Annotated in this window: 19 protein-coding genes; 6 read left to right on the top strand and 13 right to left on the bottom strand. The window is 73.3% G+C overall.

What is annotated here, in order from left to right:
* Window positions 1-52: 52 nt before the first annotated feature.
* Window positions 53-2,851, bottom strand: a complete 2,799-nt coding sequence (locus tag ACIQGV_RS29795) for a penicillin acylase family protein (protein ID WP_402499722.1) — start codon at window positions 2,849-2,851, stop codon at window positions 53-55.
* Between the two features lie 277 nt (window positions 2,852-3,128).
* On the opposite strand from ACIQGV_RS29795, the gene ACIQGV_RS29790 reads away from it, so the two are divergent.
* On the top strand, window positions 3,129-3,731 hold the full coding sequence (locus ACIQGV_RS29790) for a hypothetical protein (RefSeq protein ID WP_402499719.1): 603 nt from the start codon (window positions 3,129-3,131) through the stop codon (window positions 3,729-3,731).
* A gap of 944 nt (window positions 3,732-4,675) precedes the next feature.
* On the opposite strand, the gene soxR is transcribed toward ACIQGV_RS29790, so the two are convergent.
* Window positions 4,676-5,185, bottom strand: a complete 510-nt coding sequence (gene soxR / locus ACIQGV_RS29785; RefSeq protein WP_402499716.1) for a redox-sensitive transcriptional activator SoxR — start codon at window positions 5,183-5,185, stop codon at window positions 4,676-4,678.
* Between the two features lie 122 nt (window positions 5,186-5,307).
* Here soxR and ACIQGV_RS29780 point away from each other — a divergent pair, with 122 nt between their 5' ends.
* On the top strand, window positions 5,308-5,769 hold the full coding sequence (locus ACIQGV_RS29780; RefSeq protein ID WP_402499713.1) for a MaoC family dehydratase: 462 nt from the start codon (window positions 5,308-5,310) through the stop codon (window positions 5,767-5,769).
* A 31-nt stretch (window positions 5,770-5,800) separates the two neighbouring features.
* On the opposite strand, the gene ACIQGV_RS29775 is transcribed toward ACIQGV_RS29780, so the two are convergent.
* From ACIQGV_RS29775 to ACIQGV_RS29765, 3 genes are all read right to left on the bottom strand, one after another.
* Entirely contained in the window at window positions 5,801-6,427 is a 627-nt protein-coding gene (locus ACIQGV_RS29775) for a TetR/AcrR family transcriptional regulator (RefSeq protein ID WP_402499710.1), read from the bottom strand.
* Window positions 6,428-6,593: 166 nt separating this feature from the next.
* Window positions 6,594-6,839, bottom strand: coding sequence for a YiaA/YiaB family inner membrane protein (locus ACIQGV_RS29770; RefSeq protein WP_402499707.1), 246 nt, complete (start codon window positions 6,837-6,839; stop codon window positions 6,594-6,596).
* 59 nt (window positions 6,840-6,898) lie between these two features.
* The gene (locus tag ACIQGV_RS29765) at window positions 6,899-8,050 is read right to left on the bottom strand and encodes an acyl-CoA dehydrogenase family protein (RefSeq protein WP_402499704.1); all 1,152 of its coding nucleotides are present in this window, start codon (window positions 8,048-8,050) and stop codon (window positions 6,899-6,901) included.
* An 89-nt stretch (window positions 8,051-8,139) separates the two neighbouring features.
* Here ACIQGV_RS29765 and ACIQGV_RS29760 point away from each other — a divergent pair, with 89 nt between their 5' ends.
* Both ACIQGV_RS29760 and ACIQGV_RS29755 read left to right on the top strand, forming a co-directional pair.
* Window positions 8,140-8,781: a TetR/AcrR family transcriptional regulator gene (locus tag ACIQGV_RS29760; protein WP_402499701.1), complete on the top strand. Its 642-nt coding sequence runs from the start codon at window positions 8,140-8,142 to the stop codon at window positions 8,779-8,781.
* Between the two features lie 91 nt (window positions 8,782-8,872).
* Window positions 8,873-9,583, top strand: a complete 711-nt coding sequence (locus tag ACIQGV_RS29755; RefSeq protein ID WP_402499699.1) for an ArsR/SmtB family transcription factor — start codon at window positions 8,873-8,875, stop codon at window positions 9,581-9,583.
* A gap of 334 nt (window positions 9,584-9,917) precedes the next feature.
* Here the strand turns inward: ACIQGV_RS29755 and ACIQGV_RS29750 are convergent, their stop codons facing one another.
* The 8 genes from ACIQGV_RS29750 to ACIQGV_RS29715 all read right to left on the bottom strand — a co-directional run bounded on the left by ACIQGV_RS29750 (window position 9,918) and on the right by ACIQGV_RS29715 (window position 21,141).
* Window positions 9,918-11,000, bottom strand: a complete 1,083-nt coding sequence (locus ACIQGV_RS29750; protein ID WP_402499697.1) for a Zn-dependent alcohol dehydrogenase — start codon at window positions 10,998-11,000, stop codon at window positions 9,918-9,920.
* 14 nt (window positions 11,001-11,014) lie between these two features.
* The gene (locus ACIQGV_RS29745) at window positions 11,015-12,403 is read right to left on the bottom strand and encodes an aldehyde dehydrogenase family protein (RefSeq protein WP_402499694.1); all 1,389 of its coding nucleotides are present in this window, start codon (window positions 12,401-12,403) and stop codon (window positions 11,015-11,017) included.
* Window positions 12,404-12,567: 164 nt separating this feature from the next.
* Window positions 12,568-13,911 carry an ABC transporter ATP-binding protein gene (locus ACIQGV_RS29740; protein ID WP_402499691.1) on the bottom strand — a complete coding sequence of 448 codons (1,344 nt, stop codon included), beginning with the start codon at window positions 13,909-13,911 and terminating at the stop codon, window positions 12,568-12,570.
* Between the two features lie 217 nt (window positions 13,912-14,128).
* Window positions 14,129-15,346, bottom strand: a complete 1,218-nt coding sequence (locus ACIQGV_RS29735; protein WP_402499689.1) for an MFS transporter — start codon at window positions 15,344-15,346, stop codon at window positions 14,129-14,131.
* Window positions 15,347-15,369: 23 nt separating this feature from the next.
* On the bottom strand, window positions 15,370-16,776 hold the full coding sequence (locus ACIQGV_RS29730) for a CitMHS family transporter (protein WP_402499687.1): 1,407 nt from the start codon (window positions 16,774-16,776) through the stop codon (window positions 15,370-15,372).
* A 139-nt stretch (window positions 16,777-16,915) separates the two neighbouring features.
* Complete coding sequence (locus ACIQGV_RS29725) at window positions 16,916-19,153, bottom strand: molybdopterin oxidoreductase family protein (RefSeq protein ID WP_402499683.1); 2,238 nt, start codon at window positions 19,151-19,153, stop codon at window positions 16,916-16,918.
* Between the two features lie 648 nt (window positions 19,154-19,801).
* Window positions 19,802-20,419 (bottom strand): TetR family transcriptional regulator, encoded by a 618-nt coding sequence (locus ACIQGV_RS29720; protein WP_402499681.1) that lies wholly within the window; start codon window positions 20,417-20,419, stop codon window positions 19,802-19,804.
* Window positions 20,416-21,141, bottom strand: a complete 726-nt coding sequence (locus tag ACIQGV_RS29715; protein ID WP_402499678.1) for a nuclear transport factor 2 family protein — start codon at window positions 21,139-21,141, stop codon at window positions 20,416-20,418. The genes ACIQGV_RS29720 and ACIQGV_RS29715 overlap by 4 nt, the downstream gene beginning before the upstream one ends.
* 218 nt (window positions 21,142-21,359) lie before the next feature.
* On the opposite strand from ACIQGV_RS29715, the gene hmgA reads away from it, so the two are divergent.
* Together hmgA and ACIQGV_RS29705 are read left to right on the top strand one after the other, a co-directional pair.
* Window positions 21,360-22,682 carry a homogentisate 1,2-dioxygenase gene (gene hmgA / locus ACIQGV_RS29710; protein ID WP_402499676.1) on the top strand — a complete coding sequence of 441 codons (1,323 nt, stop codon included), beginning with the start codon at window positions 21,360-21,362 and terminating at the stop codon, window positions 22,680-22,682.
* A gap of 85 nt (window positions 22,683-22,767) precedes the next feature.
* The gene (locus ACIQGV_RS29705; protein WP_402499673.1) at window positions 22,768-23,517 is read left to right on the top strand and encodes a GntR family transcriptional regulator; all 750 of its coding nucleotides are present in this window, start codon (window positions 22,768-22,770) and stop codon (window positions 23,515-23,517) included.
* The last annotated feature ends 23 nt before the right edge of the window (window positions 23,518-23,540 follow it).

The following is a 23,540-nucleotide window of genomic DNA, read 5'->3' as shown; positions in this document are numbered from 1 at the left end:
GTACGGCCCGCCGCTCCGGACACGGCTCACGGGCCGGTCCGGCGAGGACGCCTCAGCGGTGCGAGGTGAACTCCACGACCTGCTGGTACGTCGGCCGGTTCTGCCAGCCGATCCTGTCGTGCCTGATGCCGCCGAGCGTGCGGTGGACGATCGCGTCGGCGCACCACTGGTCGCCCGCCGCGCACTGGTCGTCACCGGGATACACCTGGGCCGCCGTCCTGCCCGCCGCGTCCTTGAGGGTGGTCAGCAGCATGTCGCGGCAGGCGCTCGGGCTGCCGCCGCCGCAGTACGGACGGGCCAGCGGTCCGCGCACCGGCTCACCGAGCACCGACCGGATGTCCTTGTCGACATAGCTCCACCAGCCGTACTGGAAGGAGCTGCCCGCGTGGGCCCCGGTCGGTCCGTGCGCGGCCGAAGGTGCCTCGTCGACCGGCAGGTTCGCGGTGAAGGCGCTGTACAGGCCGCTGCCGAGGCCGGGTTCGAACTCGGCCCTGACCAGCAGCGGCCACCAGGCGTCCAGGACGCGGATCGCGTCGGCGTGCGCGTAGGTGCGCGAACCCGCCGAGGTCTCCGCGCGCCGCCCGCTGGCCGCCAGCCACGCCTGGAGCCTGGACACCGCCGTGGCGGTCGCCGGATCCGTCACCGGCGCCGTGGCGATCACCTTGAGCAGGTCCGGCAGGACGTCCTCCGCGCGCAGGTCGGTGAGCCCCGCCTCCGCCATCGCCCTGACCAGCGAGGCCCGGGTCACCCCGCCCGCGTCCACCAGCCGGCGCACCCGGTCGTCGAGGAGGTCGCCCCGGTGGACCGACCCCTCGCCCCAGGGGGCGGCCGCGTAGTCGTTCGCCTGCTTGTTGTTCCAGGAGATGTAGTAGTCCTGGTCCGTGGAGTTCGGGTGGGCCGACGGCGGGGTGTACTCGGCGGTGTTCGGCGCGGGGTCCCAGCCGCGCCACTCGTACGCCGCACGCGCCCACACCGGGAACTCGGCGTCCACGTCCTGGGCGCGCACCGGGTTGTCGCCGCTGTTGTGGTACGCGGTGCGCCCGGCGTCGGCGTAGAACCAGTTGAAGGTGTAGTTGATCCGCCGCACCGCGCTCTGGAACGAGGCGGGATCCTTCACATGGCCCGGGTCGTTCAGCATCTGGAAGCCGATGATGGAGTCGGCCTCGTGCAGGAAGGAGGTGCGCAGGGTGGTGTAGGCGACCTTCTTGCCGCCCACGGTCGCGCGGTACTCGACGGGGCCGTACGCGGTGCGCCAGACCCGCATGGTGTAGGAACCGGCGGCGGTGCCGTCGGCGGTGGTGGGCTTCCAGGAGTTCTTGCGCTCGACCTTCTCCATGGGCGTGCACACGCCGCGCAGGAGGTAGTGGTGGTCGTCCTGGCACAGCTCGACGGCGTAGGTGTCGATGATGTCCTGGCCGGAGGTGGTGGCGCTCCACGCGTAGTCCTGGCCGCGGCCCAGTTCGACGTACATGCTCAGGCCCGCGAAGGAGGCGCCGCGGGCGCTCAGGCCCGGTCCCTGGATCTCCTGGAGCATCAGCAGCTGGGGCGCGAAGTAGCCGGTCTGGGGGCCGAACACCGCTATGGGGTGGCCGCTCGCGGTGTGCTCGCCGCTGACGACGAGGGCGTTGGACATGCCGCGCCGGGCCGAGCTGACGGCGGCCTTCGCCGCGGACGCGGAGGAGCCGGTCGCGGCGGGCGTGGCCGCGCTGCCGGTGCGGTCGTGCACCAGCGGCTCCCGGACCACGGAGCCCGCGTCGGGCAGCGCGCGGCCCTGCGGGGTCCCGGGCCGGCCGGCGTAGGGGAAGCTGCCCTCGTGGACGGTGAGCACGGCCTCGGGGTCGTTGCGCATCCGGAAGGACTCCCACACCTCGGTGCCCTCGGCCACGCCGTAGCGGGCCTGCGCGGCCAGCAGGGACAGGGCGTTGTTCACCTCGCCGCCGCCCCCGGAGCCGAAGAGGGCGCCGATGACGGAGGCCAGGGCGACCAGGTCGGTCGAGGTGAAGTGCGCGATGGTGCCGGCGTTGGTGATCGAGTCCTTGTGGCCGGTCAGGACGTACTCCCCGGGGAAGTACCGGCCGCTGTCGGAGGCGTCGATGTAGGCGTTGACGCCGTCGAGGTAGGCGTTCACATCGGCGAGGGCCTGGCTGCCGCGTTCCCCGTTGCGGGCGACCACGCTGTCGATCTGGGCCTGGAGCTCGGCCTCGGTGTAGGGCGCATTGCGCCAGAACTCCTGCTCCAGACCCTGGTTGGCCGGGGCGCCGCCGGCGAAGGAGGTCAACTGGCCGCGTCCGACGTGCCGGAAGACGTCCATCAGCCACAGCCGGTCCTCGGCGGCCGCGTACCCGGCGCCGAACTCGGTGCCGTAGCGGGTGGTGCCGGTGATGTGCGGCACACCGGTCTTCTTGTCGCGGACGATCGTGACGTCCGTGCGTCCGGCGGGGCGGACGGTGGAGGCGACCTGGTCGGCGGGCACGCCGAAGGAGGCGTCGTTGAAGAAGGTGTTGAGGGTGGCCTCGGTGAGGGCGGGGTAGCCGGTGGCGAGCCGGGCATAGGGGCCGAGCTGGTCCGCCGCGTGCGCGGGCTTGGTGCCGAAAGCCTGGTTGAGCAGGATCTGGGCGAGCGTGGCGTTGCCGTTCTGGCCGGGCGGCAGGACGTCCGAGCATCGGCCGCCGCAGTGGTCGGCGGCGGCCGCGGACACGGCCGCCGGGGCGGCGGGGGCGGCGAGGGCCGGGGAAAGCGGAGACAAAAGACCGGCAATGAGGGTGCATACGGATGCTGTCTTCAGGAACCCGGGGAACACGCGGGGAGTTCTCGTTCTGTCGAGCAGGTTGCGTGGGGTGAGCCGTGGCATGGCTGCTCCTACCGACGGGACGGGGCCGGACGTTACCGGCGGTATCCCCGGGTTCGAAGGTGAACATGCGTCAGTTTCCGGGTCGGACGGACCGCCGTCGGACACGGGGGAAGGACCGGACCGGGGTCGGGATCGCGTCAAGGCGGCACCGGAACGGGACCGGGAGGGAGCCGAATCGCGTGTCGACACGTCTACTCGACGACGTCCGTACGACGGGTTGTACGGCGACGCCGAAGTGACCGAAGTACAGGTGCAGATGTGACGGAGGTGCAGGGCGATGGCCGGATTCCGGAGTCTCGCGAGACAGGTGCGCGATCCGCGGTGCGATCTGGCGCTGCGGCGCTACTCGCTGCGCAAGTGCCTGGAGCGGTTCGCCCCCTACGGGCACAGGGCGACCTGGGACCATCTGTGCGACCGGGCCGGTTTCGGCCCGGAGGACCGGTCCCCCGACCCGGCGCGGCTCGTGGCCGCGCTGGAGGAGCTGGAGGAGGCGCGGGCGGTGTGGCTGGCCTACGAGGTCGAGTTCGCCGAGCGCCGCAGGAAGGAGAAGCACGACGGGCTGCGCCGCCCGGGCAGTGTGGACGACTGGCACCGGCTGACCTGGGGCGGCTTCGGGGTCGCCTGGTGCGACGACCCCCGGGTCCACCCCGGTGAGCCGCTGGCCGAGGTGCTGCGCAGGATCATCGCCGCGCTGGAGCGCGAGCCGGGGGTCTCGTGCCCGGTGTGCGACGGGGAGCGGCTCGTCTGGCGGTACGGCCTGGCCCATGAGCCGTCCTCCGGCCCGGTCTGCGTCCACTGCGGCATCCTCGTGCCGCGCCCCGTGCTGACGCCGGAGGCCCTCGCGGGAACCCGGCGGGAGAGGCTGCTGATCTCCGCCTGACAGGGGGGCACACGGCGGTACGGGGGCCGCAACGGGCGACGCCTGCACGGGGGTCGGCCGGGATCCGGGTCCGGGGGGCCGGGGTCCAGGGGGACAGGAGCGACGGGGGCCGGAGGCCGGGGGCGCGTCGGGAGTGCCGCGCCCCCGGTCCGGCCGGCGGCTGCCGCCCGCGGGGGCGCGGACACGGTTTTCGGCCAGGCGGTGCGACGCCGGGTCCAGGAAGGCGGGACCCGGACACCGGAGCGTTTTCAGCCGACCGGGCCGAGGTCCGGGAACGGAGAGCCGGACCGCCGGACCGCGGGTCGGGATGCGGGGGCGCGGACCGGGACGCGGGGCCACGGGCCGGGATGCGGGACCGCGAGCCGGGACACGGGGCCACGGGCCGGGACACGGGGCCACGGGCCGGGATGCGGGACCGCGAGCCGGGATGCGGGGCCACGGGCCGGGACACGGGGCCACGGGCCGGGATGCGGGGCCACGGGCCGGGACACGGGGCCACGGGCCGGGATGCGGGGCCACGGGCCGGGATGCGGGGCCACGGGCCGGATGCGGGGCCACGGGCCGGGACACGAAAACGCGGGCCGGAATGCGGGACCGCAGGCCGGGACACGGGGCCACGGGCCGGGATGCGGGACCGCAGGCCGGATGCGGGGGCGCGGGCCGGATGCGGGGCCACGGGCCGGGACACGAAAACGCGGGCCGGAATGCGGGACCGCAGGCCGGGACACGGGGCCACGGGCCGGGATGCGGGACCGCAGGCCGGATGCGGGGACGCGGGCCGGATGCGGGGACGCGGGCCGGATGCGGGGCCGCGGGCCGGATGCGGGGGCGTGTCGAGAGCCGTGCCGCCCTCGGCAGGTCACCGGCCGGCACCCCTGGAAGCGCCGGCCGAGGAGCGCGGCGCTACCGGAGACGGACCCGCCCCGTTGGTGCGACGGCAGCCCCTAGCAGCACTGGTCCTCCCGGGGGGCCGGGGTGGTGGCGGTACGGCCGGAGCGGGGGCGTTCGGCCATCAGGCGGGAGCCGGTGAGGCGGTCGCCGAAGGCGTCGTCCGGGTTGGACAGGGCGCAGGTGTCGAGCGACAGACAGCCGCAGCCGATGCAGTCGGTGAGATGGTCGCGCAGCCGGTTGAGCTGCTTGATGCGCTCGTCCAGCTCGGAGCGCCACGCCTCGGACAGACGGGCCCAGTCCTCGCGGGTGGGTGTGCGCTCCTCGGGGAGTTCGGCGAGGGCGTCCCTGATCGTGGCCAGCGGGATGCCCACACGCTGGGCGGCCCGGACGAAGGCGACGCGGCGCAGGGCGTCACGGGTGTAGCGGCGCTGGTTGCCCGATGTGCGCCGACTGGTGATCAGGCCCTTGGCCTCGTAGAAGTGCAGGGCGGAGACGGCGGCACCGCTGCGTGCGGCGAGCTGGCCGACCGTGAGCTCGTGGATCTTCTCGGGAATCTGGGGCACCCCTCGAACCCTACAGAGCCCGCGCGCCGGACCGTCCGTTGACAGAGGCCCCCGGCACGAGCATGCTAAGCAGTTGCTTAGACATGGTGACCGTGTGATGCACAGGGAAGGCCAGGAACGACATGGCAGAGCCGAGGATCTTCACGTCGGTGGACGAGCTCAAGGCGGCGGTGGGCGAGCAGCTCGGGTACACCGACTGGGTGGAGGTCGACCAGAAGCGGATCGACCTGTTCGCCGAGGCCACGGGTGACCATCAGTGGATCCACGTCGACCCGGAGAGGGCCGCGTCGGGCCCCTTCGGCACGACCATCGCGCACGGGTATCTGACCCTGTCGCTGCTGCCGCTGTTCGGGCCGCAGCTGATCGGCGTGCAGGGCGTGAAGATGGGTGTCAACTACGGCACGAACAAGGTCCGTTTCCCCTCGCCCGTGCCGGTCGGCTCCCGGCTGCGCTCCACCGCGACGATCACCGGCGTGGAGGACGTGCCGGGCGGCGTCCAGGTCTCCGTGGCCTTCACCGTGGAGCGGGAGGGCGGCGACAAGCCGGTGTGCGTGGCGGAGTCCGTGTCCCGCTACTACGTCTGAGCGGGACCGGCTCCGGGCGGGGCGGGCGGGTTCACCTGCCCGCCCCGACCATCCTCAGCACGAGGTCGGCGTACAGCGCGCCGACCTCGTCGGGCGTGCGCGGGCCGTCCAGGCTGAACCAGCGGGCCACGTCGATGCACAGGGAGAGCACGGCCAGGGTCGTGCCCTTGACGTCGGGCACGTCGAACTCGCCGGAGGCGACGCCCTCCTCGATGACGGCGCGCACCTCGGCGTCGACCTGGCGGCGCAGATCGAGGATCTCGGCGCGGGCGTCCGGGCCGAGGGAGTCCAGCTCGTACTGGACGACCCGGGCGGTGGTGCGTCCGCCCGCGTGCCAGCGCACGAAGGAGCTGACGGCGTCGGCGAGCCGCTCGGTGGGGGTGCCCTCGCGCCGGGCCGCCGTGCGCAGGATGTCCAGCGCCTTCTCGTGGCCGATGCGGCTGATGCGGTGGAGCAGCTCTTCCTTGGTCTTGTAGTGGATGTAGAGCGCGGCCGGGCTCATCCCGGCGCGGCCGGCGATGTCACGGGTGGTCGTGGCGTGGTAGCCGCGCTCGGCGAAGGCCTCCACCGCGGCCACGAGCAGTCGCCGGGCCGCGTCGGGCGTGACCTGGTCCCACGCCTGCGGCTCGCCGCCGGTCGTCTCCTCCGCCGTACTCATCGCTGGTTCGCCCCTCTCGCCGACAGGGGCACCACCATACCCTTGAGGGTGAGCGGGCGCTTAGAGCAGCCGCCCCGCACTGCGCCGAACGGCGTCCGCGCCGCTCGCGGCGTCGCCTTCCTCCCGGCGCCGCCCCCTCCGGGCGTCAGTGCCTCTCCCGCCGGCGTCAGTGCCTCTCCAGCGGGTGGTACGACCGGCGCTCGGCGTCCTGGCGGTCGCGGATGACCTTGGCCAGGGTGAAGGCGGAGGTGACGAGGTACAGCACGGCGATGCCCAGGAACGCCCGCACCCAGGCGTCCGCCTCCAGTTTGAAGATCCCGATGGCGGTGGCCGCCATGGCGACGGCGAAGGAGGCGACGGCCTGTCCGTAGAAGGCCGCGGTGTTCTGGGACTTGTCCGATGCGTCACTCATGGGGACAAGCATCGGCGGACGTGGCCCGCGCCACATCCGCTCGGATACTCAGCCGGTACTCAGAACGCCGAGACTCCCGTCAGCGCACGCCCGATGAGCAGCTTCTGGATCTGGCTGGTGCCCTCGTAGAGGGTCATCACCCGGGCGTCGCGCAGGAGTTTGCCGGCCGGGTACTCGTCGATGTAGCCGTAGCCGCCGAAGACCTGGAGGGCGTTGTTGGCGGCGCGTACCGCGGCCTCGGAGGCGAACAGCTTGGCCTTGGAGGACTCCAGCGCGAAGGGCTGCCCGCGGTCGACGAGGTCGGCGACGCGCCAGGTGAGCAGCCGGGCGGCGTCGACGTCGAGCGCGATGTCGCTGATCAGCTCCTGCACCAGCTGGTGATGGGCGATGGACCTGCCGAACTGCTCGCGCTCGTCCGCGTACCGCAGGGCCGCGTCGAGAGCGGCCTGGGCTATGCCGACACAGCCCGCCGCCACCGACATCCGGCCCTTGGCCAGGGCCGACATCGCGACGGAGAAGCCCTTGCCCTCCTCACCGAGCATCGCGGAGGCGGGCACACGGACGTCCTCCAGCACCAGTTCCGCGGTCGCCTGGCCGCGCAGGCCGAGTTTGCCGTGGATCTCCCTGCGGGTCAGGCCGGGGGTGCCGGCGGGGACGAGGAAGGCGGTGACGCCCTTGTGGCCGGGGGCGTCGGTGGAGCGGGCGAAGAGCAGGACGACATCGGCCCAGGTGCCGTTGGTGATGAACATCTTGCTGCCGTTGATCACGTAGTCGTCGCCGTCGCGGACGGCGCGCGTGGTGAGATTGCCGGCGTCCGAGCCGGTGCCCGGTTCGGTGAGGCCGAAGCAGCCCACGTACTCGCCGGAGGTCAGTCCGGGCAGCCACCGCCGCTTGTGCTCCTCGCTCCCCCACGCGGCGATCGTCTTGGCGACCAGGCCGAGGGAGACCGAGACGATGCCGCGGACCGAGGAGTCGCCGCGGCCCAGCTCCTCGGTGACGAGGCAGTACGCGAGATGGTCTCCGCCCGAGCCGCCGTACTCCTCGTCGACCGTCAGGCCCAGGAAGCCGACCTCGCCGAGCTTCTTGACGATGCCGCGGTCGACCTCCTCGGCACGGTCCCAGGCAACGGCGTGCGGGGCGATCTCCCGCTCCACGAAGTCCCGGGCCAGCCGCCGGACGGCGGTCTGCTCCTCGCTGAGCTCCAGATTCACGGCGCCTCACCCCTCGGAGAACGGATCTTGAAAACCGAACCTTTAAATTAGCACTGCTAGTTTCTGGTTGCAGCCCTACTATGTGCGCCATGGCCCGACCGCGCAAGCCCCTTCTCAGTACCGACCGGATCATCGCCACGGCACGGGAACTCGTGGACGCGGAAGGGCTGGCCGCGGTGTCCACCCGCCGCCTGGCCTCCGAGCTGGGAGTGAGCGGCCCCTCGCTCTACAACCACTTCCGCACCAAGGACGAGATCCTGGAGGCGGTCGCCGACGCGGTCAGCGCCCAGGTCGACCTGTCGATGTTCGAGGACGGCCGGAACTGGCGCACCGCGCTGCACGACTGGGCCGTCTCCTACCGCACCGCCCTGCGCGACCATCCGAACATCGTCCCGGTCCTCGCCCAGGGCCCCGGCCGCCGCCCCGCGGCCCTGCGGCTCGCCGACGCGGTCTACGGCGCGATGGTCGAGGCGGGCTGGCCGCCGCCGCAGGCCACCTCCATCGGCGCGCTGATGCGGTACTTCATCATGGGCTCCGCGCTCGGCTCCTTCGCCGGCGGCTTCGTGGACGACCGGAGCGCCTACGACCCGGCCGACTACCCCCACCTCGGCCAGGCCCATCTGCTGGCGGAGCTCCAGGAGAAGATCGACGAGCGGGCCTTCGAGACCGGACTGGCGGCGCTGCTGGACGGGCTCCAGCAGCAGTACGACCAACTGGCCCGGGCCGTGTAGGACCCGGGCGCGGGCGGCCCGGGATCCGGTCCCGCGCCTGCGCCCGCACAATTCGGTGGGGACCGAAGCGTCGGCGGCGCATGCTGGGGCCATGACCACGAGGGATCCACAGGCGGCCGGGCTCGCGTCGCTCGCCGCGCTGATCGCCGACGAGACCCGCGCCACGTGTCTGCTGGCGCTGCTCGACGGGCGGGCCCGGACCGCCGGCGAGCTGGCCCGGCACGCGCAGGTCGCCCCGTCGACGCTGAGCGAGCATCTGAGCAGGCTGGTCACGGGCGGGCTGCTCGCGCAGGAGCGGCAGGGGCGGCACCGGTACGTACGCCTGGCCGGGCCGGATGTCGCACAGCTCGTGGAGGACCTGGCCGCGCGGGTCGAACCGGGCCGGACGCCGAAGCCGCGCACCCTGCGCGAGTCGAGCGCCGCAGCGGCGACGGCCCGCGGACGCACCTGCTACGACCATCTCGCCGGGCGCCTCGGGACCACGGTCACCGACGCGTTCGCCTCCCGGGGGCTGCTGGGCCGGGACACCGGGTTCGCGCTCACCGACGCCGGTCTGGAGTGGTTCGACTCGGCCGGCATCCCGCTGGAGCGGGGCGGGCGGCGGCCGCTGGTACGGGCCTGCCTGGACTGGACGGAGCGGCGGCCGCATCTCGCCGGGGCCGCCGGGGCGGCCCTGTGCCGGCACGCGCTGGAGGCGGGGTGGTGCGTGCGGATCGGGTCCGGGCGGGCGGTGAAGGTGACCACGGCCGGCGAACGGGCCTTCGGTGAGCTGCTGGGCATCGAGGGCGGGGCGCTGCGGTGAGTTCTCCGGCCGGCCGTACGCCGTGGCCTGTCGCGCAGTTCCCCGCGCCCCCGGGGACACCACCTGCAAGGCGCCGGCGGGCCCAGGCGTCGCGGCGAGATCTCCCGTCGGCCGTACGCCGTGGCCTGTCGCGCAGTTCCCCGCGCCCCCGGGGACACCACCTGCAAGGCGCCGGCGGGCCCGGGCGTCGCGGCGAGATCTCCCGCCGGCCGTACGCCGTGGCCTGTCGCGCAGTTCCCCGCGCCCCCGGGGACACCACCTGCAAGGCATCGGCGGGTTTGCGGGGCCATGGACCGGTCGGATCCATGGCCCCGTCGGCCCTTCGGCCGGTGGGTCAGAACACGACCAGGGCCCGGCCGCCCTTGCCCGCCAGCATGTTCTCGAAGGCCGCGGGGATGCCGTCGAGGGCGATCCGCTCGGTCACCAGCGAGGAGAGGTCCAGACGGCCCTCCCGGACGTGCTCGGCCAGGGCCGGGAGGTCACGGGCCGGGTCGCTGTTGCCGTAGACGCAGCCGGAGAGGGTGCGGCCCCAGTGGAAGATCTCCAGGGCGTTGAAGGTGACCTGCTGGTCCTTGCCGCCGATGCCGACGACGGTGGTGCGGCCGCCGCGGCGGGTGGACTCCCAGGCGGCGCGGATGGTGACCGCGCGCCCGACGCACTCCACGGCGACGTCGACGCCCTGCTTCGCGGTGAGGGCGCGGATCGCGCGCGGGGTCTCCTCGGAGGCGACGACGTAGTCGGTGGCGCCCGCGGCGCGGGCCAGTTCCTCCTTCTCCGGGGAGACGTCGACGGCGACGATCTTGGAGGCGCCCGCGATCCGGGCTGACTGGAGGGCGGCCAGGCCCACTCCCCCGACGCCGAACACCGCGACCGTCTCGCCCTCGCGCACCCGCGCGGAGTGGTGGACGGCGCCGTAGCCGGTCAGCACGGCGCAGCCGAGCAGGGCCGCGTCGGCGAGCGGGATCCCGGCCGGTGCGGGCAGGGCGCAGGCGGCGGGGACGACGGTCTCCTCGGCGAACGCGGCGACGTTCAGGCCGGGGTACAGGTCGGTGCCGTCGGCGGTGCGGGCGTGGACGCGGGCGATGCCGTTGAGGGCGTTGGCGCACAGCCACACCTCGCCCAGCGAGCAGGCGTGGCACGCGCCGCAGGAGGGCGCCCAGTTGAGGACGACGCCGTCGCCGGGGGCGACATGGGTGACGCCCTCGCCGACGGCGACGACCGTGCCGGCGCCCTCGTGACCGAGGACGGCGGGCACCGGGACGCGCATGGTGCCGTCGGACAGCGACAGGTCGGAGTGGCAGACACCGGCGGCGGCGAGGCGGACACGGACCTCGCCGGGGCCCGGATCGGGCAGGTCGATCCCGGTGATCTCCAGCGGGGCACCGATGGCGGGAAGGACAGCGGCACGGACAGCCATGGCGGGCAACTTTCCTAGAACTGGAGGGACTTGGTCTGGAGGTACTCGGCCAGGCCGTGCGAGCCGAGCTCACGGCCGACGCCGGACTGCTTGTAGCCGCCGAAGGGGGCGAGGGGGTTGAAGCGTCCGCCGTTGATGTCGACCTGGCCGGTGTCCATGCGGCGGGCGAAGGCGACCGCCTCGGCCTCCTCGCCGGCCCAGACGGCACCGGCGAGTCCGTACACCGTGCCGTTGGCGATGCGCAGGGCGTCCTCCTCGTCCTCGTAGCGCAGGATCGACAGGACCGGCCCGAAGATCTCCTCCTGGGCGACGGTCATGTCCGGCGTCACATCGGCGAGGACGGTCGGGCTGACGAAGTAGCCCGTCTCGCGCGGGGGTTCGGAGCCGCCCGCGACCAGACGCGCGCCCTCGGCGACACCCTTGTCGATGTAACCGCGCACCCGCTCGTGCTGCCTGGCGTTGACCAGCGGGCCCATGCGGTCGGCGTACTTGGCGGCGGCGGCCGCGGCGAGCCCGACCGCCTCGTCGTAACGGGCGGTGTCGACGAGCATGCGGGTCCACGCGCTGCACGTCTGGCCGGAGTTGGCCATCACATTGGCCACGCCCACGTTCACCGCCCTGGCGAGATCGGCACTCGGCAGGATCACGTTGGCGGACTTGCCGCCGAGCTCCAGGGCGACACGCTTGACGGCGCCGCTCGCGAGGGCGCCGATCCGCCTGCCGACGGCCGTGGAGCCGGTGAAGGAGACCAGATCGACGTCCGGGTGCTCGGCGAGCGCCTGTCCGGCGACCGGGCCGAGGCCGGTGACGAGGTTGAACACACCCGCGGGGACGCCCGCCTCGTGCACGGCCTCGGCGAACAGCTGGGCCGTCAGCGGGGTGTCCTCGGCGGGCTTGAGGACGACCGTGCAGCCGGCCGCGAGGGCGGGGGCGACCTTGGCGACGATCTGGTGGAGGGGGTAGTTCCAGGGGGTGATCGCGGCGACCACGCCGACCGGCTCGTGGAGGACGACGGAGTTGCCGACCTTCTCCTCGAAGGCGTGGGTCGCCGCCAGTTCGGCGTACGAGGCGGCGACCGCGAGCGGGGCGCCGACGTGCACGTTCAGCGAGAAGGCCAGGGGTGAGCCGAGTTCGGCGGTGACCGTCCCGGCGATCTCGTCCTTACGGGCCGCCAGCGCGTCCCGCAGGGCGGCGAGCCGCGCGGCACGGGCGGCCGGGGGCGTCGCCGCCCAGCCGGGCAGCGCGGCGCGGGCGGCCCGTACCGCGGCGTCCACGTCCTCGGCACCGCCCGCGGGGACCCGGGCGACGACCCGCTCGTCGGCCGGGTTCACCACGTCGATCGCGCCCTGGCCCGCGGCGGGGCGCCACGCGCCGTCGATGTACATGCCGTCCTGGGCCTTCATGGCCTACCTCCCGAGATCGCGGCGACAACCGCAGCCAAACTAGCGGCGATAGTTTTTCCGCGCCAGAGGCATCCCGGCCGAGGCTACGTCAGGGGCCACGAGGAAGGGGCCGGTCCGATGTGACATGGACCGGCCCTGCGGTGTGACCTCGAAGACCCGGCCGGTCACTCCTCCAGGCCGGGGAGACGGGCCGGGGCCGGGCAGATCCGGTCGCCGTGCTGGTCGAAGACGAACAGATGCGCGAGGTCGACCAGGAGCGGTACCTGCATGCCGTGCCTGAGGTCGATGTCGGGTGTCGTGCGGACGATGAGGTCGCCGGGGACACGGCCCTCCGGCGGGGCGGGCTGCGGGCGTCCGGGTTCCTCCTCCTCGGGGTGGTCCAGCACCACGACCGGGCCGGCCCGCACCGCGCCCGCGCGTTCCCGCAGCCGGTCCAGCATGGTGCCGCCCTCCCGGCGGCGCCGGACCCGGCCGGCCGGGCGCGCGGCCTCCAGCTCGGGGACGACGGCCGGGCGGGAGCCGGTGTTGACGTGAACGAGCACCTCGTGCCCCTGGAACTCCACATGCTCCACCAGTCCCACCAGCGGCACCTCGCCGGGACGGGCCGACGAGGCCGCGCCGAACCGCACGGCCTCCGAGCGCAGACCGACGATGACCTCGCGGCCCTGCTGGACCCGGAGCAACTGATGGTCCCGGGACAGCGGTTCGGTCAGCCGCAGGTACTGCCTGCCGAGACTGACGGTCATCGCGCCGCCGATCGGGGCCCGGACGAAGCCGCGCAGCAGATTGATGCGCGGCGTGCCGATGAAGGCGGCGACGAAGACGTTGCGGGGCAGGGCGTAGACCTCGCGGGGTGTGCCGACCTGCTGGAGGACACCGCCGCGCATCACCGCGACCCGGTCGCCGAGCGACATGGCCTCGGCCTGGTCGTGGGTGACGTAGACCGTGGTGACACCCAGGTCCCGGGTGAGCCGGGTGATCTCGGCGCGCAGATGGTTGCGGAGCTTGGCGTCCAGGTTGGACAGCGGCTCGTCCATCAGGAAGGCCGAGGGATGCCGGGCCACCGCGCGGCCCATGGCCACACGCTGCCGTTCACCGCCGGACAGCTGCCGGGGGAAGCGGTCGAGGAGGTCCTCGATGCCCAGCATGCGCGCGGTGGCGTCCACGCGCGGGCGCGGGTCCGTACCGGGCGACTCGATGCGCAGCGGGAAGCCGATGTTGTCGCGGGTGGTCATGTTCGGGTAGAGGGCGAAGTTCTGGAAGACCATCGCCATGTCCCGGCCGGCCGGGGGCAGTTCGTTGGCGTGCTCGCCGTCCAGCAGCAACTGCCCCTCGTCGATCTCCTCCAGGCCCGCGATCATGCGCAGCACCGTCGATTTCCCGCAGCCCGAGGGGCCGAGCAGGACGAGGAACTCGCCGGACCCGATGTCCAGTGTCAGCCGGTCCACCACGCGGGTGCCCTTGGTGTAGCTCTTGCTCACGTCGTGCAGAGAGATGGCGCGTGTCATGAGGGATGCCCCCGGGGGCTCATACGGGCGCTGATGCTCCACGGTCGGACGCGCCTTGCGGTGCGCAAGACGCCTGTGGGTCACGGAAGCTAACGGAAGGTGTGCGGCCGGGGAAGGTGAATGGCCGAATCCGCTCGTACGGTCCACCTGGTGAGACGGCGGACGCCCCTCCCTCCGGCCGGGGCCTTCCCTCCGGCCGGATTCAGTGCTGCCGGATTCAGTGCTGCCGCACCCGGCGCGGTCCGGCCGGCTCACCGGCCGCCGCCGGTCTCGCCGGAGAGCGCAGGGCGACGCCCGAGGAGAGCAGCAGCAGCGCCCCGAGCATCACGAACGGCGCCGCCACGCCCGCGGCTCCGGCGACCAGACCGGCCGCGGCGGGGGCGGCGACCTGGCCGAGACGGTTGCCGGTCAGGCGGAGGGCCAGGGCGGTGGAGCGGGCCCCGTCGGGGGCGGCCCGGACGACCGTCGTCATGGACAGCGGCTGGCCGACCCCGAGGCAGAAGCCCAGCACCGCCAGCATCACGGCCAGCGCCCACACCGGCACCGGCAGCGCGACCCCGGCGCACAGCACCGCGGCCGACAGGCAGGTCGCCGTGAGCAGCGCGGTGCGGCCCAGCAGCCGCAGCAGGGGCGTGAGCACCAGTCGGCAGGCGATCGTGGCGGCGGCACGCAGACCGAGCAGCAGCCCGATCACCGGCGGGGCGATGCCCCGGTGCTCACCGACCACCGGCAGATAGGCGGTGAGGACGTCGGTCGCGGACAGCACGGAGAGGCTGATCAGGATGCCGGCCGGTACGCCCCTGGTGCGCAGGATGCGCTGGACCGGGACCCGTCCGCCCGGGGCGGACCGGGGCGCGGACGCCGTCGTACGGTGCTCGATGCGCCACAGCGAGGCGAACGCGGCCGCGGCGCCCGCCCCCGCGACGAGCAGCGCCAGCGCGCTGGTGCCCGCCATGTCGCGGCCGCCGATCAGCGCGCCGGCCGCGACGGGGCCGACGAGCTGGCCGAGGGAGGCGCCGATGGTGAAGTGGCCGAAGTTGCGGTCCTGTTCGTGCGGCGCGGACTGCCGGGCGACCAGGGACTGGGCGCCGATGACGAAGGAGAGATGGCCGAGCCCCGTCACTCCGCTCCAGACGGCCATCGTCCCCGGCGAGTCCGCCAGAGCGCCGAGCACGCAGCCGCCGGAGATGAGCACCACGCCGGCCGGCAGCAGGGGCGCGCAGCGGCCGTGGTCGGTGCGGCGGCCCAGCGGGACGGCCGCGAACAGCGGCAGCAGGGCGTAGACGCCCGCGATCACACCGATCGCCGTCTCGTCCGCGCCCAGCCCGAGGGCCCGGTAGGACACGGCGGGCCGGGCCATCGACACCGCCCCCTGCGCGAAGCCGAAGGCGATGACGAGGCGGAGCAGCCAGCCGCGGTTCCCACCGGGCCTCATGGTCGGTTCCCTTCCTGGGAGGGTCAGACGATGCCGAACAGCAGGGCGGCGGCGAGGATCACCAGACAGGTGGCGGCCGCCCACTTCACGACGAACCGGGTGTGGTCGCCGAACTCGACCTTCGCCATGCCGACCAGGACGTACACGGCCGGCACCAGCGGGCTGGACATGTGCAGCGGCTGGCCGACGATGGAGGCGCGGGCCATCTCCAGCGGGGTCACACCGTGCGCCGCTCCCGCCTCGGCGAGGACCGGCAGGACACCGAAGTAGAAACCGTCGTTGGACATGAAGTAGGTCAGCGGCAGGCTCAGCAGGCCGGTGACGAGGGCCATGTGCGGGCCCATGCCGTCCGGGATGATGCCGACCAGCCACTCGGCCATGTGGTCGACCATGCCGGTGCCCTGGAGCACCCCGGTGAAGACGGCGGCGGCGAAGACCATGCCGGAGACGTTGAGGACGTTGTCGGCGTGGGCGGCCAGCCGGGCCCTCTGGTCGGGGATGCGGGGGAAGTTGACGGTGAGCGCGAGGGCGGCGCCGAGCAGGAACAGCACCGGGATCGGCAGCCACTCCATGATCATGGCGGTGAGCAGGGTGACCGTGAGCAGGGCGTTGAACCACAGGAGCCGGGGGCGCAGGGTGGGGCGGTCGGGGTCCAGGCCCTGGAAGCCGTCCTCGGTCCCGTCCTCGGTCCCGACTCCCGCACCCGCACCCGCACCCGCACCCGCACCCGCACCGGAACGCGCCTCGGTCCCGCCGGACCCGGAACCCGCGCCCACCAGCACGGTCTCCTCCTCCAGCACCTCGTCCAGCGTCAGCGTCCCGAGCCGCCTGCGCTCGCGCCGGCCGAGGACGTACGAGAGGGCGATCACGAACAGCAGGCCGACGGCGAGGGCCGGGATCATCGGGACGAAGATGTCGCTGGCGTCGACCTTCAGCGCGGTGGCCGCGCGGGCGGTGGGGCCGCCCCAGGGCAGGGTGTTCATGACGCCGTTGGCCATGGCGGCGACACCGGTCATGACGACCAGGCTCATCTTCAGGCGCTTGTACAGCGGGTACATCGCCGAGACGGTGATCATGAAGGTGGTGGAGCCGTCACCGTCCAGCGAGACGATCGCGGCGAGCAGGGCCGTGCCGACGACGATCCGCATCGGGTCGGCCTTGGCGAACTTCAGGATCGCCCGCACGATCGGATCGAACAGGCCGACGTCGATCATCACGCCGAAGTAGACGATCGCGAACATGAGCATCGCGGCGGTCGGCGCGAGGCTGGAGACGCCGTCGATGACGTAGTCGCCCAGCTCGGCGCCCTTGCCGACGAACACGCAGAACAGCGCGGGGATCAGCACGAGCGCCGCGATGGGCGACATCTTCTTCATCATGATCAGGACCAGGAAGGTCGCGATCATGGCGAAGCCGAGGATGGTCAGCATGAGTGGACACCTAACGTTCGCCCTTGAACTCCCACCAGGGCCGGCGGTGCGAGCGACGTTAGGTGCCGTACATCGGCGTCAGCAAGACGTCGGCCTGCGAGCAATAAGAGCAAAACTGCTGGTCACAGCTCTGCGCAGCTCACAGGGACACCAGGGCGGCCACCTCCACCGGCACCCCGTTGAGGACGGCGTTGCCCGACAGGGGGTCCAGCAGGGTGCCGTCGAGGAGCTGGTTGACGTTGACGCCGGGGTCCTTCGCGGCGTGGTGCAGCCGGGTCCCGGGACGGTCGTGGCCCCAGCCGTGCGGGAGGCTGACGACGCCCCGCCGCACCGCGTCCGTGACCTCGGCCGCCACGGTCACCTCTCCGCCGGCGCCCTTCACGCGTACGTCCGCCCCGTCGAGGACGCCGAGCCGTTCGGCGTCCTCGGGGTGCAGCTGGAGGGTGCAGCGGTTGGTGCCGCCGGTGAGGGCGGGCACGTTGTGCATCCAGCTGTTGTTCGAGCGCAGATGACGGCGGCCGACCAGGAGCAGCCCGGCGGGCCGTTCGGCCATGGCCTGCCGCAGCCGCGGGAGGTCGGCGGCGATCGGGGCGGGCAGCAGCTCGACCTTGCCGCTCGCGGTCTTCAGCGGCTGCGGCAGGCGCGGGCGCAGCGGGCCGAGGTCGATGCCGTGCGGACGGGCCAGCAGCCGCTCCAGGGTCAGCCCGTCCGGCTCCGCGCCGAAGCCGTCGCCGTAGGGGCCGAGGCGCAGCATCATGTCGAGCCGGCGTTCGGGGCCCGTGTCGCCGCCGAGCCGCGCGGCCAGCTCACGGGGGTCGCGGCCGTGCACCGGGGAGTGGGGTTCCTTCACCGCCCTGCCGAGGGTCTGGTCGACGACGAGCGTGTCCACCGCCGAGGGGTCGGCGCCGTGCATGCCGGTCGCGGCGAGGACCAGCCGGGCGAGGATCTCGGTCTCGGCCATGCGGCCGTCCTCCAGCGGGACGGCGGGGCGGGTGTAGCGGACCTGGTTGCGCACGGCGAGGGTGTTGAAGGCGAAGTCGTGGTGCGGGCTCTGGGAGGGCGGGGGCGGCGGCAGGACGACATGGGCGTGCCGGGAGGTCTCGTTGAGGTAGGGGTCGACACTGACCATGAAGTCCAGTGAGTCCAGGGCCTTGTCGAGGCGGTCGCCGTCGGGTGCGGAGAGCACCGGGTTCGCGGCGACGGCGATCAGCGCGCGGACCGGTACGCCGTCCCCGGTCGCGGTGTCGATCTCCTCGGCGAGGGCGGACAACGGCAGTTCGCCCTTGGCCTCGGGGTGTCCGCTCACCCGGGAGTGCCAGCGGCCGAGCGCGAACCCGCGGCCGGGGCCGGCGGGGCGGGGGGTGCGGTCGGTGGCGGCCTGCGGGAAGAGGGCTCCGCCGGGGCGGTCCAGATTGCCGGTGAGGATGTTGAGGACGTCCACGAGCCAGCTGGCCAGGGTGCCGTGGGCGACGGTGCAACTGCCGATGCGGGCGTAGACGGCGGCGGTGGGCGCGGCGGCGAGCTCGCGGGCGAGTTCGCGGATGACCGCGGCCTCGACGTCGCACGCCTCCGAGACGGCCTCGGGGGTGAAGTCCTCGACGGCGTGCCTGAGTTCGCCGAGTCCCTGGAGCAGGGGCGTCAGCTCGCCGGGGTCCGCGAGGTCCTCCTCGAACAGCACCTGGGCCATCGCGGCGAGCAGCAGGGCGTCCGTGCCGGGCCGGATCGCGAGATGCCGGTCCGCGAGCCGGGCGGTGCGGGTGCGGCGGGGGTCGACGACGGTGAGGGTGCCGCCGCGCGCCCTGAGGGCCTTGAGCTTGCCGGGGAAGTCGGGGGCGGTGCACAGACTGCCGTTGGACTCCAGAGGGTTGGCGCCGATCAGGAGGAGGTGGTCGGTGTGGTCCAGGTCGGGGACGGGGATGGCGTTGGCGTCGCCGAAGAGCAGTCCGCTGGAGACGTGCTTGGGCATCTGGTCGACCGTGGAGGCGGTGAACAGGCTGCGGGTGCTGAGGGCTGCCAGCAGGACGGGCGGGTAGAGGGCGCCGGCCATGGTGTGCACGTTGGGGTTGCCGAGCACGACGCCGACCGCGTGCGGGCCGTGGCGTTCGACGACCGGGCGCAGTCCGGCGGCGACCGCGTCGAACGCCTCCTCCCAGGTGGCCTCGCGCAGTTCGCCGTCGCGGCGCACCAAGGGGGTGCGCAGTCGGTCGGGGTCGCCGTCGACGGCGCCGAAGGAGGCGCCCTTGGGGCAGACGAAGCCGTGGCTGAAGACGTCCTCGCGGTCACCGCGGGCCCCGGTGACCCGGGTTCCGTCGATCGTGAGGGTCAGCCCGCAGGTGGCCTCGCACAGAGGGCAGATTCGCAGGGCGGTGCGGGACACGGGTCCTCCCGGAAGGGGTCGCGGCTGCGCGCACGGGGCCGCGGCCGGGCGGTGGGCACGCACATGCCGCGCCGGCGGCAGCGGTGGCGCACGGACTGCCGCCGAGCATACCGACCGGTAGGCATGGAGGGGAGCCCCCGGCTGCCGCCGAGGCGGACGAGGACGAACCCTCCGGCCACGGCCGGGACACCGGATCCCGGCCGGCCGGTCAGGCACACGGGCCGATCCGACACCCGGGACGGCCGACACCCGGGACGATCCGGCACACAAGTCAGCCCGATACCCAGGACAGCTCCATGCCCGGGACGACCCGACACCCGGGACGGCCCGACACGCAGGTCAGCCCGACACCCGCAGGACAGCCCACGCCCGAATCGGCCCGACACCCGGGACGGTCCCGACACCCGGGACGACCCGGCACACAGGTCAGCCCGACACCCGCAGGACAGCCCACGCCCGAATCGGCCCGACACCCGGGACGGTCCCGACACCCGGGACGGCCCGACACGCAGGTCAGCCCGACACCCGGGACGGCCCGGCACCCGGGACGGTCCGGCGCACAAGGCGGCCCGGCATCAGGGACGGTCCGGCGCACAGGGCGGCCCGGCATCAGGACAGCCCGACGCCCGAACCGGCTCCGCGCGCAGGTCAGTCCAGTACACGGGAGAGATAGGCACGCAGCAGTTGCCGCATCTCCGCGATGATCTTCTCGTCGCCCTCGGGGTCGACCCGGAAGGCCAGGTGGACGAGGGTGTCGGCGGTCTCCACGGCGATCAGGAAGCTGCGCCGCATGTCCTCGTCCGGCTCGCGGGAGAGGTGGCCGGCGAGCATCTCGGTGAGGCGGTCGGCGACGCGGTGGTTGGGTTCGGCGTCACGGGAGCCGACCGGGATCTGGTTGCCGAAGTCGACGAGGGAGAAGCCGGGCGCGGTGCGCTTCATGGTCAGGTACTCGTCGAGCAGGGCGTCCACGGCCGTCCGCCAGTCGCCGCCCCGGCTGCCGTACAGGCGCTCGCGGACGCGCTCGGCGAAACGGTCGAGGTTGCGTTGGGCGAGGGCGTCGGCCATGGCCCGTTTGTTGCCGAAGAAGCGGTAGACCGAGCCGATGGGCACACCGGCGCGCAGCGCCACCGCGCGGGTGCTCAGGGCGTCGTAGCCGACCTCGTCGAGGAGATCGGCGCACGCGTCGAGGATCCGGGTCAGCCGTTCGGCGCTGCGCCGCTGGACCGGGGCGCGGCGGAGCGAGGTCGCTTGGGACACGGGCTTCATGATGCCTTTCCGCCGGGGTCGGGTGAACCACGCCCCTCAGTACGCGGCGGAACGGCCGTTCGACTCGGCCGCCCGGTGGCCGGCGTCGCGCCGTCGGCCGGGGCGGCGCCGGCCGACGGGGCCGCACCGTCCGACGGCACCCCGGCCCCCGACGGCACCCCGGCCCCCGACGGCGACTCGGCTCCCGAGGCGGTGATGTCGGCGGTGCGCTCGACGGGTTCGCCGTCGACCGCCCAGACGGTGGCGTCGTCGGCGTAGAGCCGGGCGGTGAGCTGGTGGGTGCCCCGGGGGACGAACCGGGCGGCCAGCCGGTGGCCGGGTTCGCGCAGCTCGGTGACGAGCCGGCCGTCCAGGTAGAGACAGGCGAAGCCGCGTCCGGGCGCCGCCCGGTCGGGCGCTCCGGGCGGCGAGAAGCGGAAGTTGCGCAGCGCCAGGCGGACGTCCCAGCCGCCCGAGGTGTCCGGTTCGACCTCGATGCCGACCTCGGGGGCGTCCTCCTCGTCCACCTCGCGATAGGCCCGCCCCTGTTCGTCCCGGTCGTCCAGCACCTTGCCGACCGGCGAGGGCGACGCGCCGTTCCTCGCGTCGCCGGCACTTCCGACGCCTCCGGCACTCCTGGCACTCCCGGGACTCCCGGCGTCGCCGCCGCGGCAGCCTGCGGATCCGGTCAGCAGCAGGACACAGAGGGCGAGCGTGGTGAGGGATCTCCGTGTCCATGGCATGTCCGCGAGCGTAGAACGCGGGTCCGGCGCCCCGAATCCCCCTGGAGTCTGGTTCCCGTCGTCCCCACGAAGGAGGAGGAGGGGACCTCGGGAGGACCACGGGGCCACCGGGCGGCCCCGCGGGATCGCGCGGCCCTCTTGCGCCCGGGGCGAGCCAATCCTACGGTGAACCATAGGAATCAGTCGGATGCGGCATCGGACGGCAGGGAGCAGCGAGCATGAGCGCGGACGCGCGGAAGACGGCCGAGGGGCTGTCCTATCTCTCCGGTTTCGGCAACGAGCACAGCTCGGAGGCCGTGCCGGGCGCACTGCCCGAGGGCCGCAACTCACCGCAGCGGGCCCCGCTCGGCCTGTACGCGGAACAGCTCAGCGGTACGGCGTTCACCGAGCCGAGGGCCCACAACCGCCGCTCGTGGCTGTACCGGATCCACCCCTCGGCCGCGCACCCGGCGTTCACCCGCACGGGCAACGGCAGTCTGCGCACCGGTCCGTTCACCCAGACCGTCCCGGATCCCAACCGGCTGCGCTGGGACCCGCTGCCGGAGCCCGACGAGCGCACCGACTTCCTGGCGGGCCTGTGGACGCTCGGCGGCAACGGCGACGCCGCCCAGCGCGCCGGCATGGCCGTGCACCTCTACCACGCCAACGCCGACATGGACCGGGTCTTCAGCGACGCGGACGGCGAGCTGCTGATCGTCCCGGAGCGCGGCGGCCTGCTGCTGCGCACCGAGTTCGGTCTGCTGCACGCCGAGCCGGGCCATGTCGCCCTGATCCCGCGCGGTGTCCGCTTCCGGGTGGAGCTGCTCGACGAGACCGCCCGCGGCTACGTCTGCGAGAACTACGGCGCCATGTTCCGCCTGCCCGACCTCGGCCCGATCGGCGCCAACGGCCTGGCGAACGCCCGCGACTTCCGTGCGCCCGTGGCCGCGTACGAGGACGTCGAGGGCCCGGTGGAGGTGGTGAACAAGTACTGCGGCAACCTCTGGCGGGCGACGTACGACCACTCCCCGCTCGACGTCGTCGCCTGGCACGGCAACTATGTGCCGTACGTCTACGACCTGCGCCGCTTCAATGTGATCGGCACGATCTCCTACGACCACCCGGACCCCTCGATCTTCACGGTGCTGACCTCGCCGTCCGACACCCCGGGGCTCGCGGGCGTCGACTTCGTCGTCTTCGCGCCACGCTGGCTGGTCGGCGAGGACACCTTCCGGCCGCCGTACTTCCACCGCAACGTGATGAGCGAGTACATGGGCCTGATCGAGGGCGCGTACGACGCGAAGACGGCCGGGAAGGGCGGGTTCGTGCCCGGCGGCGGCTCGCTGCACACCATGATGTCGGCGCACGGACCGGACCGCGAGACGTTCGACCGGGCGAGCGCGGCCGAGCTGAGGCCGCAGAAGATCGACGACGGTCTGGCGTTCATGTTCGAGACGCGCTGGCCGCTCACCCTGACCCCGCACGCGGCCCGCGCGGAGCACCTCCAGCCGCACTACGACGACGTGTGGCAGGGCATGGAGCGGCACTTCCGCCCGGTGTGACGGGCGGGTCCGCCTCCGGTCCGCCGTGCGCCGGGGACGGCCCACCGGTTGCACGGAAGATTCCCGAAAGGGTACGGATGACCCCGTGACCTCCTTCGCCCCCGACTCCGTCGTCCTCAACCGCAAGCTGCCGCTCTGGTACCAGGTGTCGCAGTCGCTGCGCGCCTCGATACTGGGCCGCTCGCCGCAGGACCCGCTGCGGCTGCCCACCGAGGAGCAGCTGGCCGGGCACTACGGCGTGAGTGTGCTGACCATGCGGCAGGCGCTGAAGGAGCTGGAGGACGAGGGCCTGATCAGCCGGCACCGGCGGCGGGGCACGTTCATCGAGCCGGGGGTCAAGCGGGGCGCCCCGGTACGGCTGCTGGGCTCGGTCGACGCGATCGTGGCCCAGCAGTCCGGGATGACCACCGAACTGCTGGAGCACGGCCGGACCGCGCCGCCGGCCGAACTCGCCGAGCACTTCCCGGACCTGGCGGAGGTGACGGCGTACCACCGGCTGCGCAGCGACGAGAAGACGGGCGAACCGACCAACCACGCCCGCAACTACGTCCGTCCCGAGCTGGCCGAGCGCATCGATCCCGCCGATCTGGTGCGCTGGCCGATGACCAAGGTGCTGCGGGACGTGGTCGGGGCGGACATCAGCAGGATCACCGACACGGTAGAGGCCCGTCTCGCCGACCCCGAGACGGCCCGGCTGCTCGAAGTGCCGCTGCTGAGCCCGATCCTGCACTACACGGGTGTCACCTACGACACCGCGGGGCGCGTGCTGGACGTGGTCGTCATCCACTACCGGGGCGACCGCTTCTCCTTCACGGTGACGCTGGACGCCACCTGACCCGCGCCGCGGCGGCCCGTCGT

It is taken from the genome of Streptomyces sp. NPDC093094 (assembly GCF_044754345.1).
Taxonomy (GTDB): domain Bacteria; phylum Actinomycetota; class Actinomycetes; order Streptomycetales; family Streptomycetaceae; genus Streptomyces.
Note: the sequence above shows the minus strand (reverse complement) of the source record. Positions and strands in the feature narration are given on the sequence as shown.